This window comes from Curtobacterium sp. YR515 (assembly GCF_900113095.1).
In the GTDB taxonomy this organism is placed as follows: domain Bacteria; phylum Actinomycetota; class Actinomycetes; order Actinomycetales; family Microbacteriaceae; genus Curtobacterium.
This window is the reverse complement of record NZ_FOOD01000002.1, coordinates 46,500-59,901: the sequence shown is the minus strand read 5'-3', so window position 1 is coordinate 59,901 and position 13,402 is coordinate 46,500. Positions and strand designations below refer to the sequence as shown.

Genomic DNA, 13,402 nt, shown 5'->3' with positions numbered 1-13,402 from the left:
CTCCAGTCCGCCACCCCGACAGCAAGCACCCGCGAACGACGAGGAGGTCGTCGCATGACCACCATCCAGGATCCACCGGCGGTCCCCGCCGTCGCGACCGCGGTCGCGACGGGCACCGCGACGCCCCGGCCCAAGGGCGGTGACGCCGACGGCGTCGTCGGTCGGCGCTCGTGGTGGGGCGCCGCCTTCGCTGCGCCGCACTCCATCGGGCTGGTCGTCTTCACGGCGTTCCCGATCATCGCCTCCCTCGTCGTCAGCTTCATGAACTGGCCGATGCTCGGCGAGCGCAGCTTCGCCGGCATCGAGAACTACGCCAGGCTCTTCGCCGATCCGGTGTTCCGGACGGTGACGCTCAACACGGCCCTGTTCGTCGTGCTGTACGTGCCGCTCAACCTCGTCGTGTCGCTCGGGCTCGCCGCCTGGCTGACGCCGCGGATCGCCGGTCGACACGTCTTCCGCGTGCTGTTCTTCATCCCGACCATCACGCCGATCGTCGCGAACGTCGTGGTCTGGCGGATGCTCTACCAGCCGGGCGGCGCGATCGACGCCTCCCTGCAGTCGACGGTCGGCGTGCACGCGCCGAACTTCCTCGCCGACGAGCACTGGGCGATGCTGGCGATCGTCGCGATGAGCGTCTGGCAGGGCTTCGGGTACAACATGCTCATCTTCTCGGCGGCGCTCGACGCCGTGCCCGAGAACCAGATCGAGGCGTCGCAGCTCGACGGCGCGAACGCGTGGCAGACGTTCTGGGCGATCAAGTTCCCGCTCATCTCACCGTCGGTGTTCTTCGCCACGATGATGACGCTGATCACCTCGTTCCAGGTGTTCGTGCAGCCCTTCGTCCTCACCAAGGGCGGACCGGGCACGGCGACGGAGACCCTCGTGCAGTACATCTACAACACGGGCTTCCAGAACCAGCAGCTCGGGCTGGCCTCCGCCGGTGCCTGGGTGCTGTTCGTCATCATCCTCGGGATCACGGCCGTCCAGTTCCTCGGGCAGAAGCGGTGGGTGCACTATGAGTGAGCTGACCAAGCCCCGCACGAGCGGGTTCACGACGTCGAACCGCACGGTCAACCCGCGGTCCGTGCCCCGGACCGCCTCGGCACCCCGGCCCGGACGGCTCCGGCACGCGATCGGCTACGCGCTCCTCTGCCTCGTCGCGCTGCTCTTCGTCTCGCCGCTCATCTACATGGTGGCGACGAGCCTCAAGCCGGCGGACCAGGTGTTCACCACGCCGCCGACGCTCTGGGGACGCTCGCTCGAGTGGGACAACTACGTCCAGGCGTTCACCTACCTGCCGTTCGCCCGCTTCATCCTGAACGGGATCTTCGTGGCGGCCGCCGGCACCGTGATCAACGTCGTCGTGGCCGTGCTCTCCGGGTACGCGTTCTCGCGGCTGCGCTGGCGGGGGCGGAACACCGTGTTCCTGCTCTTCCTGGTGACGCTGATGATCCCGCAGGACGTTCTCGTCATCCCGATGTACGTGATGATGCAGGGCTTCGGGTGGGTGGACACCTTCCAGGCGCTCATCGTCCCGTGGGCGTTCACGGCGCTCGGCGCGTTCCTCATCCGGCAGTTCTTCCTCACCGTGCCGCAGGAGCTCGACGACGCAGCACGCGTCGACGGCGCCGGCGCCATCCGGACCTTCGTCTCGGTGATGCTGCCGCTCGCCCGGCCGACGATGGCCGTGCTCGCGGTCTTCTCGTTCATCTCCTACTGGAACTCGTTCCTCTGGCCGCTCGTCGTCGTCAACGACGTCGAGGCCCACGGCACGATCCCGCTCGGCCTGCAGCAGTTCTTCGGGCAGCAGGGGTCCGAGTGGAACCTCGTGATGGCGGCCTCGGTGATCTCGATGCTCCCCACCGTGATCCTCCTCGTCCTGCTGCAGAAGCACCTCGTCAAGGGCATCGTCACCAGCGGCCTCGGCGGCCGGTGACGTGCTGTACTCGTGAAAGGAACACTGGCCACATGACCATCACCGCACCTGCAGAGCCGCAGACCGCGACCGATCCCTCCGGGCTGCCCGCGTGGTTCACCCACGACCGGTTCGGCATGTTCATCCACTGGGGGCTGTACGCCCTGCCGGCACGGCACGAGTGGGTGAAGAACCGCGAGCGGATCACCGACGCCGACTACCAGAAGTACTTCGACCACTTCGACCCGGACCTGTTCGACGCCGCCGACTGGGCGCGACGAGCACGTGAGGCGGGCATGAAGTACGTCGTCCTCACCACGAAGCACCACGAGGGCTTCGCACTCTGGGACAGCGCACTGACCGACTACAAGTCGACGAACACCCCGTTCGGCCGCGACATCGTGCGCGAGTTCGTCGACGCCGTCCGCGCCGAGGGACTGCGGGTCGGGTTCTACCACTCGCTCATCGACTGGCACCACCCGGACTTCACGATCGACGGCGTGCACCCGAGGCGGGACGACGGCGACGAGGCGATCGCCGCGCTGAACGAGGGCCGGGACATGGCGCGCTACCGGGACTACCTGCACGGGCAGGTGACGGAGCTGCTGTCCGACTACGGGCGGATCGACTACCTGTTCTACGACTTCTCGTACCGCGACAACGACCACGAGGACATCTGGGGCGGCAAGGGCCGCGACGACTGGGGGTCCGAGGAGCTGTTGGCGCTGACCAAGCGGCTCCAGCCCGGCATCATCGTCAACGACCGGCTCGACCTGCCCGGGGACATCGTCACGCCGGAGCAGTACCAGCCGGACAAGCCGATGGAGGTCGACGGCGTCCAGGTGCCGTGGGAGGCCTGCCAGACCCTCAACGGCTCGTGGGGGTACGACCGCGACAACCTGAACGTCAAGAGCACCGACCTGCTCGTGCGCATGCTCGTCGACGGGGTCTCGAACAACGGGAACATGCTCCTCAACGTCGGCCCGACCGGTCGTGGCGAGTTCGACGGGGTCGCCCGGACGGCGCTCGCCGGGATCGGCACGTGGATGCACCAGCACGCGCGGTCGGTGTACGGCGCCGGACCGTCGTCGTTCCGGGCGCCGGCGGGCACCGTGTACACGCAGAACGGGAACCGGCTGTACCTGCACCTCTTCACGTGGCCGTTCGAGCACGTGCACCTCGCCGACCTCGCCGGCCGGGTCGCGTACGCCCAGCTCCTGAACGACGCGTCGGAGATCCACTACCGCGAGATCGCGCCCGGCACCCGGGCGCAGAACACCGGCCTCGGTGGACAGCCCGCGGGGACGCTGACGCTCACCCTGCCGATCGTCCGGCCGGACGTGGCGGTGCCCGTGGTCGAGCTCTTCCTGCGCGACTGATGCAGCGCATCCTGACGAGGACCCGGCTGCGGGCGGGGAGCGAGGCGGCGTACGAACGCGTGCACACCTCGGTCCCGCCCGCGCTGGCGGCACGGCTCCGCGCGGCCGGGGTGCAGGACTGGACGATCTGGCGGGACGGGCAGGACCTCGTGCACCTCGTCGAGGTCGACGACTACCGGGCGATGCGGAAGGCGCTCGCCGACGACCCCGTGAACGCCGAGTGGCAGGCGGTCGTGAACCCGTTGCTCGAGGCGGACGACGACTACTCCGGCGGCGACGACGGCATCCCCCGGGTGTGGTCGCTCGCAGACCAGGTGGACGCGTGACGGCCCCGGACCTCGACCGCGGACCGTTCTGGTTCGGTGGTGCGGGGATCGGCAACCTGCTGCGCGAGGTGTCCGACGACGAGGCGCGGGCCACGGTCGACACCGCGTGGGAGGCCGGGGTCCGCGGGTTCGACACCGCGCCGCACTACGGGCTCGGGCTGTCCGAGCGACGGCTCGGAGCGGCACTCGCCGAGCGGCCGCGGTCCGACTACCTGGTGTCGACGAAGGTCGGACGCCTGCTCGTGCCCGGGCGGGGCGACGGGGACGACCTGGACTCCGGCGGGTTCGCGGTGCCGGACGACCTGGTCCGGCAGTGGGATCCCTCGCCGTCGGGCGTGCGGCGGTCCCTCGACGAGTCCCTCGGGCGCCTCGGGTTCGACCACGTGGACATCGCCTACCTGCACGACCCGGACGTGTACTCACTGCGGGACGGGCTGAGCCAGGCGCTGCCGACGCTCGTCGAGCTCCGGGACGAGGGGGTCGTCCGAGCGGTGGGCGTCGGGTCGAACTCCGTCGAGGCCCTCGAGGCAGCGGTCTCCACCGGCATGTGCGACGTGGTCATGCTCGCCGGCCGGTACACGCTGCTCGAGCAGCCGGCGGCGTCGCTGGTCGCACGGTGCGAGGACCTCGGGGTCGCCGTGGTCGCGGTCGGCGTCTACAACTCGGGGCTGCTCGGACGGGACCGGCCGGACGCCTCGGCGACGTACGACTACGCGGTGGCACCGGCGTCGCTCGTCGAACGGGCGAACGCGATCGCCGACGTGTGCGAACGGCACGGCGTCACGCTGCCGGAGGCCGCGCTCGCGTTCCCGCGCCGGGCGGCTGCGGTCCGGGCGATCGCCCTCGGTGCGCAGTCGGCGGAGCAGGTGCGCTCGAACGTCGCTCGGGCGGGTGCGACGGTGCCCGAGGCACTCTGGGACGACCTGCGCACCGCGGGCCTGCTCGCCGCCTGACGCGGGGGCGACGCGGCCCGGCGGCCGGGCGCCCCGGCGCCGATCGCGTGCGCACAACGAAAGTCACCCCGAACCACGCGGATGCGCGGTTCGGGGTGACTTCGGTTGTGCGCCGGGTCGTGCCCGGCCACGTCCGACTAGCGGGTGCGGGCGCTCCGGCCGGCGAAGCGCGTGTAGATGAACAGCACGATGACGGCGCCGATGATCGAGCCGATGATGCCGGCGGGCTGGAAGAAGCCGTCCATCGGGTCGTGCTGGAAGATCAGGAACCCGAGGAACCCGCCCACGAACGACCCGATGATGCCGAGCAGGATGGTCATGGGGATCGAGATGTGCTGCTTGCCGGGGACGATGAGCCGCGCGAGGGCGCCGGCGATGAGTCCGATGATGATCAAGCTGATGATGAGACCGATCACGGTTTCCTCCTCGTGGGTGCGGTTGCCGCGGCATGGTTGCCGGAGTCAGGGCCGACAACCGACCCAACTCGCACCTGCCTGGGAGGACTGCCGGGTTCAGTCGAGCGAGCGCCGCAGCCAGCGCTCCACACCCTCGACGTGCGCCACGACGAGCGCCTGCACGAGCTGCGGGTCGCGACGACGGATGGCGTCCACGATCGCCGCGTGCTCGTCGAGCGTGCGCTGCACGGAGCCGTTCTGCGTCAGGCCGCGCCAGACCCGCACCCGGACGGTCTTGCTCGACAGGGCGTCGAGCAGGCCGGACAGGTACTGGTTCCCGCCGATGCCCGCGATCGTCGAGTGGAACTGCAGGTCGTGGGCGACGAGGTCCTCGACGCCGGTGTCCTCGCCGACGGACTGCATGAGCGCGTGCAGGTCGTCGATCTGCTGCTCCGAGGCGCGGGCGGTCGCGAGGACGGCGGACGCGGGCTCGAGGATCCGCCGGACCTCGAGCAGGTCCACGAGCGAGCGGTCGTGGTGCATGTCGACGACGAAGGAGACCGCCTCGAGCAGGACGGTCGGCTCGAGCGACGTCACGTACGTGCCGTCGCCGCGCCGGACGTCGAGCACGCGGATGAGCTCGAGGGCCTTCACCGCTTCGCGGAGGCTGTTCCGCGACAGCCCGAGGGACTCGCTGAGCTCCTTCTCGGGCGGGAGGCGCTGCCCGGGTTGGAGCTCGCCGCTCACGATCATCTGCTGGATGCGTGCGATCGCATCATCCGTCAGCGACGCCACGTCACCACCTCCTGCTCGGCCACTCGCCCACGCGAGCCGACACGACGACGATAGTCGCGCCTCCAGGGCCCATCAGGCGGGCCGGAGCCGGAGCGCCTGCATCCCGCCGTCGACCGCGAGGTCGACACCCGTCGTCGACCGGGCGAGCGGGCTGGTGAGGTAGGCGACGGCCTCGGCCACCTCCTCGGGCGCGACGAGGCGTCCGTGCGGTTGGCGTGCCTCCAGGGCCGCCCGTTCCGCTGCCGGGTCGTCGGCGCGCTCGAGCAGCCGCGCGACCCACGGGGTGTCCGCGGTGCCGGGGTTGACGGCGTTGACGCGGATGCCCTCCCGGAGGTGGTCGGCAGCCATGGCGCGGGTGAGGGCGGCGATCGCGCCCTTCGTCGCCGAGTACAGCGCGCGCTGGGGCAGCCCCGCGGTGGCGGCGATCGAGCAGGTGTTCACGATGCTCGCGGCGTCGGAGTCACGGAGGTGCGGCAGACACGCGCGCGAGAGGCGGACCGCGCCGAGCACGTTCACCTCGTACACGCGGCGCCACTCGTCGTCGGGGTTGTCCTCGACCGTGCCCTGTGCGCCGATGCCGGCGTTGTTGACCAGGACGTCGAGCCCGCCGAGCTGCTCGACGGCGTCGGCGACCGCTGCCCGGACGGACGTGTCGTCACCGACGTCGCAGCGGAACGACAGGGCGTCGTCACCGGGCTGCAGGTCGAGCACCGCGACGGTCGCACCTCGGTCACGGAGCGCGGCGACGATCGCGGCGCCGATGCCGGAGGCGCCGCCGGTGACGACGGCGCGCAGGCCCTCGTGGGTCCCGGCGGTCATGCTGCGCCCATCGTCTGGCGCTGCGAGCCGAGGCCCTCGGCGGTGAGTTCGACGACGTCGCCGGCCTGCAGGTACGGCGCACCGCTGCCGAGGGCGACCCCCGCGGGTGTGCCGGTGCTGATCACGTCACCCGGGTACAGGACCATGAACTGCGACAGGTACCGGACGATCTCGGCTGGCCGGAAGATCATGTCCCGGGTGCTGCCGTCCTGCCGGAGCTCGCCGTTCACCCGGAGCTGCAGCGACAGGGCGTTCGGGTCGAGACCGTCCGCCTCGAGCGCGGACGGCGTGACGAGCCACGGGCCGAGCGGGTTGAACGTCTCGCAGGACTTCCCCTTGTCCCACTGCCCGCCGCGTTCGAGCTGGAACGCGCGCTCCGAGACGTCGTTGGCGATGGCGTAGCCGGCGATGTGCGTCGCGGCCTCGTCCTCGGACGCGCAGTAGCGCGCGGTGGTGCCGATCACGATCGCGAGCTCGATCTCCCAGTCGGTCTTCGTGCTGCCGCGGGGGACGAGGACCTCGTCGTCGGGGCCGATCACCGTCATCGGGTCCTTCATGAACACGATCGGCTCGGTGGGGATGTCGGCGCCGGTCTCGGCGGCGTGGTCGCGGTAGTTCAGGCCGATGCAGACGACCTTGCCGGGGCGGGCGACGGGCGACCCACGCCGGAGACCGTCGGCCCGGTCGATCACGGGAAGGTCGCCGGCGGCGCGGGCGTGCCGGACGAGGGCGTCGGGGCCGGGGTCGGACGCCAGGAAGCCACCGCTGATGTCTCCGGTGAGGCTCCGGAGGTCGAGCACCTCGCCGTCGTCGTCGATCGCGACCGGGATCTCGTCGCCCGCCGGGCCAAGTCGTGCGAACCGCATCGTTCCTCGCTCTCCTGCTGCGCCGGTGCAGCGGAAACATCCTATGTCTGAGTCGAGGCTCCGGCAAGGTAGATCCGCTCGGCCGTCCCGCGGAGCACAGCGTCGCGCTCGGTCGGCGACAGGTCGGCGAGGGCATCGCTCGTCGTGTGCAGGACCTCGGCGTAGTCGGCGGCGAGCGTCGACACCGGCCAGTCGGAGCCGAACAGCGAGCGCTCCGGGCCGAAGTGCTCGACGACCGCGCGGGCGTACCGGGCGACGGGGCGCTCCCGCCAGTCGGCACCCGCCTCGGTGAGCAGCCCGGAGACCTTGCACGCCACGTTCGGCCTGGCGGCGACGTCCCGCATCCGGTCCGGCCACGAGGGGTCCCCGGTGTCGATCGACGGCTTGCCGGCGTGGTCGAGGACGAACGACGCCTCGGGCACGGCGTCGGCGAGGGCGAGGGCGGCGTCGTGCTCCCGGGCCCGCACGAGCAGGTCGAACACGAGGCCGGCACGCGCGACGGCACGGACGCCGCGGACGACCTCCGGCCGTGCGAGCCACCCGGGGTCGGGCTCGTCCTGTGCCTGGTGGCGGATGCCGACGAGCCGCTCGCCGCCCGGACCGGTCGACACCGACGCCACGCGCTCGGCCACGTCGGGCGCGGTCAGGTCCACCCAGCCGACGACGCCCGCGACCGGCGCGGGCTGCGCGAGGAGCCAGGCGGTCTCGCCCGCGTCGTGCACCGCCTGCACCGCGATCGTCCGCGTGACGGAGGTCCCGGTGGTCGCCGCGCGCAGGTCGTCCACGTCGAACCGTCGCCGGATCGGGGCGACCGAGTCGTCCATCCAGGGGTAGGGACGGTCTGCCGGATCCCAGAGGTGGTGGTGAGCGTCGATGATCACGCCGCCATCATGCCCGATTCATCCGATGTCCGGGCGGGGGAAACGGCGCGAGCACGCCCGAGCGCGCCTGAGCGCGCCCGAGCGTCAGACGACGCCGGCGGCCTCGAGCTCCGAGCGCAGTTCGGCGTCCGACGGCTCGACGAAGTGCTTCCCGTTCGGCAGCACGACGACGGGGATGTTCTTCCGCCCGCTGATCTCCTCGGCGCGGTCCGCCGCGGTCAGGTCCGCCTCCACGTCGACGTACTCGTAGTCCACCCCGAGGGTGTCGAGCAGCGCCTTGGAACGGCGGCAGTCGCGGCACCAGTCCGCGCCGAACATCGTGACCTTGTCGAAGGATGCATCGCTCATGCCCAGAGAGTACGTCCGACGGGCCCCGCGCATTCCCGTGACCCCCGGCGCGGCCGCGGAGCACCATGGCCCTATGAGCCTGTCCACGGACGTCCGCGCCGCTCACCCGCACCACCGTCACGGCTGGTGGTGGAAGACCCTCCTCGTCGGGTTCCTGCTCTGGGTGGTCACGATCGTCGTCACGATCACGACGCTGAACACGAACCTGGTCCCGACGATCATCCTGCTCGGCAGCTTCCTCGTGCCCTTCACGGTGGTGCTGTTCGTCATCGAGCGGGTGACCGGAACGGTGAGCACGATGCAGCTCATCGTCGCGTTCTTCGTCGGCGGGATCCTCGGCGTCCTCGGGGCGTCCCTGCTCGAGGCGAACCTCCAGCAGGACGCCCTCGTGTACATCGTCGTCGGGTTCGTCGAGGAGTTCGTCAAGGGCGTCCTGCTGCTGTTCGTCGGGTGGCGGGTCCGCCCGAAGACGGCTCGGCAGGGAGCGCTCCTCGGGGCGACGGTCGGTGCCGGGTTCGCCGCGTTCGAGTCGGCGGGGTACGCGTTCAACGCGGCGATCACCGCGCGGGGCATCGACCTGGTGTCCCTGCTGCAGACCGAGGTCGTCCGTGCGGTGCTGTCCCCGGTCGGGCACGTGCTGTGGACGTCGATCCTCGGAGCCGTCCTGTTCGGCGCCGCCCGTGGTCGCGACCGGTTCCGGTGGTCGTTGGCCCCGGTCGTCGCCTACGTCGGTGTCTCCCTGCTGCACGGGCTGTGGGACTCGAACTCGACGATCTCGACCCTGCTGGCGTTCGTCGTGACGGGGACGCCGTTCTCGGCGGCGCGGAACGGGGTCGTCCCGGCGTCGATCGCCGGCGTCGCGACGACCCTGTACGTGATCGGGCTCGCGATCGTGTCGGCCGTGGGGGTCGTGGTCCTCGTCACGGTGCTGCGCCGGCACCGGCGGCTCGAACGGAGCGCGAACGCGCTCGCCGGCTGGCCGGCACCCTGGTCGTCGTCGTCGTCGTCGTCGCCGTCGTCGTCGCCGTCGCCGTCCGGCGACGGATGGGACGGCACGCCCCCGCCGCACGTCCCGCGCTGACGAGGCCCCCGGCCGCCCGCCGGACACGGGCGCGCCACCCGGCCACCCGCCGGACACGGGCACGCCACCCGCTCGCCCTACGATTGGGGCATGCCGCCAGGAGCCGACCCCGAGACCCGCGCCTGGGCCTCGGCGGCCGTCCGGCGCTTCGCGAGCGCGACGAACCTCCTCGTCGCCGCGCGCCGCTTCCGCATCGTCGGCGGCGACCCCCGCGACACCGCGGCGCTGCGCTCCCTGCTGACGGGGCTCGGCGCCCGCGAGGCGCTGCCCCACGAACCGGTCGACCAGCTCTGGTGCGCCGGTTCGCCGGAGGACTCCACGCCGGTCATCGAGCGCGAAGCCGACCGTCCCCGGGGTGCGACCCTCGTCGTGGTCGACGCCGGACGACACCTCCCCGCCGTCGACGAGGACGCCTTCGGCCCGGTCACGATCGCCCGCCCCGGGGTCCTCGCGGTGCCGATGACCTCCGACGACGTCTTCCTCGTCTCCACCGGCCGCGACCCCGAGGACGACCCCGCCGCCGAGGCCCGGCTGCGCTGGGCCCGACGGTCGATGCCCGTGTCGCGAGCGGTCGCCGCCGAGCTCCGCGAGGGGGGACTCCTCCGTGGCACCCGGATCGGCGTCGCGATGTTCCTCGAGCCGAAGACCGCCGTGCTGAGCCTGCTCCTCCGCGACGCCGGCGCCGAGGTCGTCGTCTACGCCCACGCCGACGAGACCGACGACGCCGTGGCCGACGCGCTCCGGGCAGCCGGGCTGACCGTGTACGCGAGCAGTGCCGCCTCGCTCCCCGAGCAGCGGGCCCTCGCCCTCGCGATGCTCGACACCCGGCCGCACATCCTGCTCGACGACGGCTCGCACGTGATCCGTCTCGCGCACCAGGAGCGCCCGGACCTGGTGCCCACGATGCTCGGCGCAGCGGAGGAGACGACGAGCGGCCTCCGACCGCTCCGCACCATGGCTGCGCGCGGCGAGCTCGGCATCCCCGTCGTCGCGGTGAACGACGCCCGCACCAAGACCTTCTTCGACAACCGGTACGGCACCGGGCAGTCGACGGTGTTCGCGGTGCTCGACCTGCTCGACCGGCTCCCGTCCGGTACGCACCGCGTGGTCCCGGGAGGCGCGGCTGTCGTCGCCGGGTTCGGCCACGTCGGCGAGGGGGTCGCCCTGGTGCTCACGGCACTCGGTCTGCGGGTGACGGTCGCCGAGACGGACCCGGTCCGCGCCCTGCAGGCGCTCTTCGCCGGGTACGCCGTCGCACCCCTGGCCGAGGCGGTGCAGGACGCCGACCTCGTGATGAGCGCCACGGGGGTCGCCGACACGATCGACCTCCGCGCGCTGCGGTCGTGCGCGGACGGCACGGTCGTCGCGGTCGCGGGCGGCGTCGACCACGAGGTGGCGCTCGACGACGCCCGAGCAGCCGGCGCCGAGCGGGTCCCGGTGGGTCCGAAGGCCGAGCGGCTCGTGTTCCCCGGTACGGACGGCGGCCCGATCGTGCTCGACGACGGCGGCTGCATCAACATCACCGCTGCCGAGGGCAACCCGATCGAGATCATGGACCTGTCCTTCGCCGCACAGCTCGGTGCCGTCCGGATGCTCCTCGAACGGGGTGACGAACTCGACCGTGCCGTCGTGCCGATCGACCCCGCGGTGGACGAGGCGACCGCCCGCGCGGCGCTCGCCGCCTTCGGAGCGCCAGCCGCGCCTCCCGTGCCCCTCGCCGAGCACCCCGCCGACCGTGAGCCCGACGTCCGGACCCGCCGTTTCGGAGACCCGTCGTGACCGCCGGGCACCCCGTCACCGTCCACTCGGCGCGCATCGTCGTGCCGATGACCGCGCCGCCCATCGCCGACGGCGCCGTCGCGGTGCAGGACGGCCGCATCCTGCACGTCGGCGACCGGTCGTGGGTCGTCGACCAGCTCGCGGGCTCCGGCGTGCCCTTCACCGAACGGCCGTGGCGGGGTGCCCTCCTCCCCGGTCTCGTGAACGCGCACTCGCACCTGCAGTACACCGGCATGGCCAGTGTCGGGCAGCGGCAGTACAGCGGGTTCGAGGACTGGGCCCGCGCGTTCAACGAGGACTACGCCGAGCCGCACGACTGGCACGCCGAGGCGGCAGCCGGCGCGACGTCGTCGATCCTCGCCGGTGTGACGAGCATCGCCGACGTCGTCACGGACATCGAGGCGTCGACCGTGCTCGCCGAAGCAGGCCTCGGTGGCATCGCCTACTGGGAGGTCATGGACTGGGAGAACGCGGCCTGGCAGTCCCACGGCCGCGACCAAGTGCTCGCCGAACTCGAGCGGATCCCGACGGACCCGGGCGCCGGGCTCTCCCCGCACGCGCCGTACTCGCTCGACGTCGCCCCGCTGCTCGAACTCCCGGACATCGTGCGCCAGCGCGGCCTCCGGCTGCACCTGCACCTCGGCGAGGCCGCGTTCGAGGGCGAGCGCGTCGCCCTCGGGCCGGTGCCCGGGCTCGAGGGCGTCGACGGCGTCGGCCACGGCAACGACTGGCACCTCGCGAACGTGCCGTCGTTCCGGGCCATGCGCGCGCTCGGCTTCGGTGCGAGCGCGACCGCGTTCGTCGACCGGCTGGGCGTGCTCGGCCCCGACTGCCACATCGCGCACGGCGTGTACATGACCGCCGCCGACCGGGCACTGCTGCGCGCGCGGGGGACCGCCGTCGCGCTCTGCCCGCGCTCGAACGCGGTCATCGGGCTCGATCCGCCACCCGTCGCCGACTACCTGCGCGAGGGCAGCCCGATCGCGATCGGCACGGACTCGCTGTCGTCGTCGCCGTCCCTCGACCTGATGGCCGACGTCACCGCGCTGCACCGGATCGCCCGGTCGCAGGGCTACGGGCACCGCGACCTGCACGAACGACTGCTCGCCGCGGCGACCCTCGGCGGCGCGCACGCCATGGGGCTCGCCGTCGGGCCGGACCGGATCGGGCACCTCGCCGTCGGGGCACGCGCCGACCTGGCCGTCTTCGACGTCGACGCCCGGACCGTGCCGGACGCCCTCGCCGAACTCGTCGAGGACGGTGCCGGCCGTGCCGTCGCGACCGTGGTCCGCGGTGTCGTCCGAGCCGTCGACGGTGCGCTGACCGGCCCGCCCGCCCCACCTGATCGTTCCTTGGAGGAATCATGACCGAGACCGCACCCCGCCCGGGCATGGCCGCCCGTCGCACCGTCGACGGAACCCTGATCGAGTGGCTCGACGTGCCGAAGCGCGCCGTCGCCCTCGGCATGGAGCCGCACCCCGAGGGCGGCTGGTACGTCCGCACCTGGACCTCGCCCGCGACCGTGTCGACCCCGGCGGGCGACCGGCCTGCCGCAACCCTGATCCACTTCCTGCTGCCCCCGGGTGAGGCCTCGGCCTGGCACCGGGTCACGAGCGACGAGATCTGGATGTGGCACGGGCCGGACAGCGTCGACCTGCAGCTCGGTGGCGACGGCCAGCAGCCCGAGCCCGGTGCGACGATCACGCTCGGCCCGGACGCCGGGCGCGACCGGGTGAACGACGCGCAGGCGTTCGTGCGCGGCGGCGTGTGGCAGCGGACCCTGCCGGGCGACGGCGAGGTGCTGCTGAGCTGCCTGGTGTCGCCCGGGTTCTCGTTCGACGACTTCACGCTCGCCGAGTAGTCGC

General features: G+C 72.2%; 15 protein-coding genes. 9 read left to right on the top strand and 6 right to left on the bottom strand.

Annotation, left to right across the window (positions count from 1 at the left end):
- Positions 1-54 precede the first annotated feature (54 nt).
- Genes BM028_RS05035 through BM028_RS05015 form a run of 5 tightly spaced genes read left to right on the top strand, consistent with a single transcriptional unit; the run spans position 55 to position 4,573 of the window.
- A complete protein-coding gene (locus BM028_RS05035; RefSeq protein ID WP_070417844.1) occupies positions 55-1,023 on the top strand; it encodes a carbohydrate ABC transporter permease in 969 nt (322 codons plus the stop codon).
- Positions 1,016-1,936, top strand: a complete 921-nt coding sequence (locus tag BM028_RS05030; protein ID WP_070417845.1) for a carbohydrate ABC transporter permease — start codon at positions 1,016-1,018, stop codon at positions 1,934-1,936. Before BM028_RS05035 ends, BM028_RS05030 begins: the two co-directional genes overlap by 8 nt.
- Positions 1,937-1,968: 32 nt before the next feature.
- Positions 1,969-3,294 (top strand): alpha-L-fucosidase, encoded by a 1,326-nt coding sequence (locus BM028_RS05025; protein WP_175496000.1) that lies wholly within the window; start codon positions 1,969-1,971, stop codon positions 3,292-3,294.
- On the top strand, positions 3,294-3,620 hold the full coding sequence (locus BM028_RS05020; RefSeq protein ID WP_092385069.1) for an L-rhamnose mutarotase: 327 nt from the start codon (positions 3,294-3,296) through the stop codon (positions 3,618-3,620). The genes BM028_RS05025 and BM028_RS05020 overlap by 1 nt, the downstream gene beginning before the upstream one ends.
- Positions 3,617-4,573, top strand: coding sequence for an aldo/keto reductase (locus tag BM028_RS05015; RefSeq protein WP_092385067.1), 957 nt, complete (start codon positions 3,617-3,619; stop codon positions 4,571-4,573). Before BM028_RS05020 ends, BM028_RS05015 begins: the two co-directional genes overlap by 4 nt.
- Positions 4,574-4,710: 137 nt before the next feature.
- Here the strand turns inward: BM028_RS05015 and BM028_RS05010 are convergent, their stop codons facing one another.
- The 6 genes from BM028_RS05010 to BM028_RS04985 all read right to left on the bottom strand — a co-directional run bounded on the left by BM028_RS05010 (position 4,711) and on the right by BM028_RS04985 (position 8,677).
- The gene (locus BM028_RS05010; protein WP_071295836.1) at positions 4,711-4,989 is read right to left on the bottom strand and encodes a GlsB/YeaQ/YmgE family stress response membrane protein; all 279 of its coding nucleotides are present in this window, start codon (positions 4,987-4,989) and stop codon (positions 4,711-4,713) included.
- Between the two features lie 96 nt (positions 4,990-5,085).
- Positions 5,086-5,721: a FadR/GntR family transcriptional regulator gene (locus BM028_RS05005; RefSeq protein ID WP_070419373.1), complete on the bottom strand. Its 636-nt coding sequence runs from the start codon at positions 5,719-5,721 to the stop codon at positions 5,086-5,088.
- 114 nt (positions 5,722-5,835) lie between these two features.
- Entirely contained in the window at positions 5,836-6,582 is a 747-nt protein-coding gene (locus BM028_RS05000; RefSeq protein ID WP_092385065.1) for an SDR family NAD(P)-dependent oxidoreductase, read from the bottom strand.
- Positions 6,579-7,448 carry a fumarylacetoacetate hydrolase family protein gene (locus tag BM028_RS04995; protein WP_092385063.1) on the bottom strand — a complete coding sequence of 290 codons (870 nt, stop codon included), beginning with the start codon at positions 7,446-7,448 and terminating at the stop codon, positions 6,579-6,581. Before BM028_RS04995 ends, BM028_RS05000 begins: the two co-directional genes overlap by 4 nt.
- A gap of 41 nt (positions 7,449-7,489) precedes the next feature.
- Positions 7,490-8,329: an amidohydrolase family protein gene (locus BM028_RS04990; RefSeq protein WP_092385061.1), complete on the bottom strand. Its 840-nt coding sequence runs from the start codon at positions 8,327-8,329 to the stop codon at positions 7,490-7,492.
- A gap of 84 nt (positions 8,330-8,413) precedes the next feature.
- Positions 8,414-8,677, bottom strand: a complete 264-nt coding sequence (locus BM028_RS04985; protein ID WP_071295832.1) for a glutaredoxin family protein — start codon at positions 8,675-8,677, stop codon at positions 8,414-8,416.
- A gap of 73 nt (positions 8,678-8,750) precedes the next feature.
- On the opposite strand from BM028_RS04985, the gene BM028_RS04980 reads away from it, so the two are divergent.
- The 4 genes from BM028_RS04980 (at position 8,751) to BM028_RS04965 (ending at position 13,398) form a co-directional block, all read left to right on the top strand.
- A complete protein-coding gene (locus BM028_RS04980; RefSeq protein ID WP_092385059.1) occupies positions 8,751-9,758 on the top strand; it encodes a PrsW family intramembrane metalloprotease in 1,008 nt (335 codons plus the stop codon).
- Between the two features lie 90 nt (positions 9,759-9,848).
- Positions 9,849-11,537 carry an adenosylhomocysteinase gene (locus BM028_RS04975; RefSeq protein WP_092385057.1) on the top strand — a complete coding sequence of 563 codons (1,689 nt, stop codon included), beginning with the start codon at positions 9,849-9,851 and terminating at the stop codon, positions 11,535-11,537.
- Positions 11,534-12,904 carry an amidohydrolase family protein gene (locus BM028_RS04970; protein ID WP_229085764.1) on the top strand — a complete coding sequence of 457 codons (1,371 nt, stop codon included), beginning with the start codon at positions 11,534-11,536 and terminating at the stop codon, positions 12,902-12,904. Before BM028_RS04975 ends, BM028_RS04970 begins: the two co-directional genes overlap by 4 nt.
- Positions 12,901-13,398: a cupin domain-containing protein gene (locus tag BM028_RS04965; protein ID WP_254789412.1), complete on the top strand. Its 498-nt coding sequence runs from the start codon at positions 12,901-12,903 to the stop codon at positions 13,396-13,398. The genes BM028_RS04970 and BM028_RS04965 overlap by 4 nt, the downstream gene beginning before the upstream one ends.
- The last annotated feature ends 4 nt before the right edge of the window (positions 13,399-13,402 follow it).

Bases quoted from the DNA above. Each gene is read 5' to 3' on its own strand.
- BM028_RS04965 (WP_254789412.1), top strand. From the start codon at position 12,901: ATGACCGAGACCGCACCCCGCCCGGGCATGGCCGCCCGTCGCACCGTC.
- BM028_RS05005 (WP_070419373.1), bottom strand. From the start codon at position 5,721: ATGATCGTGAGCGGCGAGCTCCAACCCGGGCAGCGCCTCCCGCCCGAG.
- BM028_RS05020 (WP_092385069.1), top strand. From the start codon at position 3,294: ATGCAGCGCATCCTGACGAGGACCCGGCTGCGGGCGGGGAGCGAGGCG.
- BM028_RS04980 (WP_092385059.1), top strand. From the start codon at position 8,751: ATGAGCCTGTCCACGGACGTCCGCGCCGCTCACCCGCACCACCGTCAC.
- BM028_RS05025 (WP_175496000.1), top strand. From the start codon at position 1,969: ATGACCATCACCGCACCTGCAGAGCCGCAGACCGCGACCGATCCCTCC.
- BM028_RS04975 (WP_092385057.1), top strand. From the start codon at position 9,849: ATGCCGCCAGGAGCCGACCCCGAGACCCGCGCCTGGGCCTCGGCGGCC.
- BM028_RS04985 (WP_071295832.1), bottom strand. From the start codon at position 8,677: ATGAGCGATGCATCCTTCGACAAGGTCACGATGTTCGGCGCGGACTGG.
- BM028_RS05035 (WP_070417844.1), top strand. From the start codon at position 55: ATGACCACCATCCAGGATCCACCGGCGGTCCCCGCCGTCGCGACCGCG.
- BM028_RS04995 (WP_092385063.1), bottom strand. From the start codon at position 7,448: ATGCGGTTCGCACGACTTGGCCCGGCGGGCGACGAGATCCCGGTCGCG.
- BM028_RS05000 (WP_092385065.1), bottom strand. From the start codon at position 6,582: ATGACCGCCGGGACCCACGAGGGCCTGCGCGCCGTCGTCACCGGCGGC.
- BM028_RS05030 (WP_070417845.1), top strand. From the start codon at position 1,016: ATGAGTGAGCTGACCAAGCCCCGCACGAGCGGGTTCACGACGTCGAAC.